Origin of the sequence: Streptococcus mitis, from assembly GCF_001579035.1 — a bacterium.
GTDB classification, from domain to species: domain Bacteria; phylum Bacillota; class Bacilli; order Lactobacillales; family Streptococcaceae; genus Streptococcus; species Streptococcus mitis_J.
Genome location: NZ_KQ970290.1, coordinates 1471 through 5495, shown reverse-complemented (window position 1 = coordinate 5495; position 4025 = coordinate 1471). Strand labels below are relative to the sequence as shown.

Here is a 4025-nt window from a genome sequence, read left to right as displayed (position 1 = left end):
TCCTAGTAAATTTTCATGAAAGTTTCTGCTAAGAACGTTATGAAGCAGAAATCTTCCACAAGGGGATTGAGCAACTGGTGCAAGAAGGAGCCGTTCAGCTTTATAAGAATTACCAAACAGGCGAGTACATGCTGGGAGCTGTAGGTCAACTCCAGTTTGAAGTCTTTAAACACCGTATGGAAGGCGAGTACAATGCAGAAGTGGTCATGAGTCCAATGGGTAAGAAGACCGTTCGTTGGATCAAGCCTGAGGACTTGGATGAACGGATGTCATCAAGCCGAAATATCTTGGCCAAAGACCGTTTTGACCAACCAGTCTTCCTCTTTGAAAATGACTTTGCCCTCCGTTGGTTTGCGGACAAGTATCCAGACGTAGAGTTAGAGGAGAAGATGTGATTCAGTAAGCCTACTTGATTGTGTAACAATCTAAGTAACTAACGCCAAGTTTATATGGAACTTGGCTAGGCGCTCCACTAGTAAAGTTTTACGAATAATATCGATTCGTAAAACTTTACGTCGTAACTGGTAGTGAGTGGTCTACCTAACTGCCTTACTAACTACGTTTGGCAAATGTAATCGATTTGCCAAACTTCGTGTCGTAGTGTAACAATTGGCTTACCTAAACGCTTCACTAGGAAAACTCCACGAATAATATCGATTCGTGGAGTTTTTGTTGTAACGGTTAGAAAGTAAGCCTAGCTAGGTGATTTCCTGAGTTGCTGTAGAAAAGTGCTTGTTTTGTCCTGGATGGAGGTTAATAGTTACTATGGTTCTTTACCTAGACAATCCATTAGGAAAAATACTTGTGTAAACCGTTATTTTAGGACAAGTTGTAGTAAAAAGTTCCATGTTGAAACGTATGCTCCAAGGCTTATGTAAGACCGGATACGATTTGTTCGTTGTGTTGATTTTTGCAGGATGTAACTTGTTAGAGTTTTGGGAGTCGTCATCCTTGTAGATGACATTTTTTGAGAGCAAGTTCAGAGATGTTAAAATAAATTGATTTTTAGTTTGGCTTTTTAATTTCTTTTCCGAATAAATAGATAGAAGCATCAAATCTAGCAAATTAGATTAAAAAATGTGCTATAATGAAAGGAGAAGAAATATGACTGTACGTCATCCAGGCATCAGCCCAACCAATGACCTGGTTGCTAAGAAAATTTTCAGTAATCCAGAAATCACTTGTCAATTTATTCGCGATATGCTGGATTTACCAGCCAAAAGTGTGACGATTTTGGAGGGAAGCAATATTCACGTCTTGCCTTCCCTGCCTTATTTAGCGCAGGATTTCTATACCGGTATAGACGTCTTGGCGGAGTTGGACAATGGCACACAGGTTATCATCGAAATCCAAGTCCATCATCAGAATTTTTTCATCAATCGCCTGTGGGCTTACTTGTGCAGTCAGGTTAATCAAAATCTTGAAAAAATTCGCCAACGAGAAGGTGATACCCACCAGAGTTACAAGCATATCGCACCTGTTTACGCAATAGCTATTGTGGATAGTAATTATTTCCAAGATGATCTAGCTTTCCACAGTTTCAGTATGCGCGAAGACACGACAGGTGAGGTCTTAACCATCACAAACAATGGACAAGAAAACCATCTGGTCAAGATGGCGTTCTTGGAATTAAAAAAATACAGAGAAACCAGCAAAGACGAGGTTCGCAAGCCCTGGTTGGAGTTTTTTGGGAACAAGCCCTTTACTCAACAACCGGAGCGAGCCATCAGCCAGGCAGATCAACTGCTGGACTACAAGAGCTGGTCCGAGGAGGACAGGAAGATGTTTAGTCAACTACGTATGCGTGAAGAACAAGCCTTACTAGCACACGACTATGCCTTGGAACAAGCTGAGGAAAAAGGTTTAGAGCGTGGTCTTGAACAGGGTCTTGAACGTGGGAAAGTTGAAGGAAGGGAAGAAGGAAAAGTCTTTGCTTTCTTAGATTTAGTCCACCAAGGTCTTCTAACATCTGAGGTTGCCAGTCAGCAATTGGGTATGACCATCGCTGAGTTTGAGGCACTGCTGGAAGAACATAAGTGAGAAGTCTGTAAACCTTACACAATCGGAAAAGAACTAAAAAGGGTAGCGAATCACTTGAAACAAGAGGGGGGCTATCCTTTGTTTTTATGTTCAATGAAAATCAAAGAGCAAGTCAAAGTTAGATTGTAGCAACTTGAAACTGGAATAGTACAACACAACTTCTAAATTCTTGTTAGAAATTTGATTTGAATTCCCTAATCAATTTATTCATATTCTATTTCGACCTCATAGGAAGAGAACAAGGTAATTAGACCATTCGGGCCACTTTTAGCTATTATAGTGAATTGAATCTACAATAGTACAACGCGATTCATAAAACCTTGAGCCCACGAATGAGGTAGGGTGAACACTCAATTTTATACATATGAATGCACCAGTTGGATTTTGATTGCTCCATTCAAGCTGCATCATGGGTGATGAGCACACGGTTACGCTTTTATATCATGAAGAAATAAATTAATATATAAGCTGTATTTATAAATTAAAAAGAATATCCTGATAAGCAAAATGCCTTTGTATAAGGGTTTTGTTTTTTAATCTAAGCACTTGAAAAAATTTTTGGTTTGTCTTGAGAAAAACCATAGAATAATCATGCATAAAAACAGGAATATGAACCGAAAACGAGCTGATTTCCACTCATTTACGTGTCTCTATAAAAAGTTCATCTTATACTATATATAAAATAGCAAAATGCTTTTTTTTTAGGTAAAAATACGTTCAAGTTTCTTGCTAATTTGGTTTTCTTGTTCTATAATATAGTATGGTGTTTTATTTATATTTATAAATGAAAACAATGCTCGAAAGGAAGTTTTACAATGTTTTTTAGACGACAAGAAGGTAAATATAGAGAAACAGATCGTGTGACTCGTTTCAAATTGATTAAGTCGGGTAAGCATTGGTTGCGAGCTTCGATCTCTCAATTTGGCCTTTTTAAAGTCTTGCGTGGTGGTGTAGATACTGCCCAGGTAACAACTGAAGTTATCGAAGAGCAAGCATCCACTACACTGACTGGACTGGATATTTTGAAGGGGATAGCTGCAGTTGGGACGGTGTTTGGAGGAGCAGTTGCGACACAAACAACTGTTTATACCAATGATGCCCTCGAAAAGACAGTAGAGGCCAAGGAAACACTTGCAAATACAGACACAGTAACTTTGGGAACAGTAAAAGATCAGGAGGGGGCTCAAGCCGACAGCTTATCAGTTTCTGTCAGCCAAAGCCAGTCCTTGTCTGAGGAAGCTTCCAAGAATGCAAGTAAACATCTTTCAGAAAGTGAAAGTCAATCAATAAATCTTTCCACAAGTGAATCATTATCAGCTAGCCTATCAGCTTCTGGAACTGCTAGTGCATCAGAGTCAGTCCTAACAAGTGATTCTCAATCTCAGGCTGGATCGACTTCGGAGCTTTTGCAGTCACTAACATCGGCAACAGCATCAAATAAAGAGACAGCTGTTCGTCAGGAAAATGTAACTAACACAAAAATTGCTGAGAATCGTAAACGTCTATCTGAAATCTCGGCTGATATGGGGAAACTTTTAGCTCAGTCAGCTGGTCTACCTGGTGCTGATGCAGCAGTTGCTAAGGTGAATGCGGCTGTATTAGCTATCGAAGAAGCTCTTAAAAATCCAGATGCTGATTTGACAGATGTTATCAAACAGGCGAAAGCTGCACGAAACTCAATTCAGATTGTTGTAAACCGTGCTCACAATGGTGCGCAAAATCCACTTCGTGGTAAACCAATACCGACGGGAGTAGGATTCCGCTTAACTCCAGAGGAAAGTACATCAGCAAGTGAAAGTACAGAAGAATCAGAATCTGAGTCATTATCTGAGAGCGAATCAGCAGTATCTGAGTCATTATCTAAGAGCAGGTCAGCAAGTGAGTCAGCAAGTGAAAGTGAATCAACATTAGTATCTGAGTCAGTATCTAAGAGCGAATCAGCAAGTGAGTCAGCAAGTGAAAGTACATCAGCAAGTGAAAGTACA

2 protein-coding genes and 1 pseudogene are annotated in these 4025 nt (G+C 39.8%); all 3 read left to right on the top strand.

Annotated elements, in window-relative coordinates:
• Positions 1–9: 9 nt before the first annotated feature.
• Positions 10–395 (top strand): annotated as a pseudogene (locus tag SMIDD26_RS13210) (peptide chain release factor 3); the annotation flags it as partial.
• Between the two features lie 709 nt (positions 396–1104).
• Entirely contained in the window at positions 1105–2040 is a 936-nt protein-coding gene (locus tag SMIDD26_RS08180) for an Rpn family recombination-promoting nuclease/putative transposase (RefSeq protein ID WP_061439797.1), read from the top strand.
• Between the two features lie 815 nt (positions 2041–2855).
• A partial coding sequence (locus SMIDD26_RS08175; RefSeq protein ID WP_134990262.1) for an accessory Sec-dependent serine-rich glycoprotein adhesin occupies positions 2856–4025 on the top strand: 1170 nt, incomplete at its 3' end.